Origin of the sequence: Idiomarina sp. ST10R2A5, assembly GCF_051842325.1 — a bacterium.
GTDB lineage: Bacteria > Pseudomonadota > Gammaproteobacteria > Enterobacterales > Alteromonadaceae > Idiomarina > Idiomarina abyssalis.
In genome coordinates this window covers 1-249 of record NZ_JBNIEX010000063.1, presented here as the reverse complement: position 1 = coordinate 249, position 249 = coordinate 1, and the positions used below count along the sequence as shown (strand labels likewise).

Sequence of the window (249 nt, the reverse complement as noted above, 5' to 3'; positions counted from 1 at the left end):
CCGACATCGCCTGCCGGCCGGGAATGATGGTCTTGCGGACATTGTCCGACAATGGCTGCGTCGCCATCTGCCAGGACAGCACCGGCATCACTTCGGTCGCGATCTCCGGCACCAGCGATTTCGCGAACTCGCCGCTATAGGCGTTGGTCGCGACGACAAGCGCGCGGCCGGAGATCTCGCCCTTGTCGGTCTTCACCACCCAGCGATCGCCACGGCGTTCGAACGTGAGCGCAGGCGAACGGGCATAGA

Annotated in this window: 1 protein-coding gene; it reads right to left on the bottom strand. The window is 64.7% G+C overall.

All coding sequences use genetic code 11. The annotated features are described in order from the left end of the window. Positions 1–249 (bottom strand): FAD-dependent oxidoreductase (locus ACP7FG_RS13130; RefSeq protein ID WP_439226649.1); only part of this gene is annotated, 249 nt, incomplete at both ends.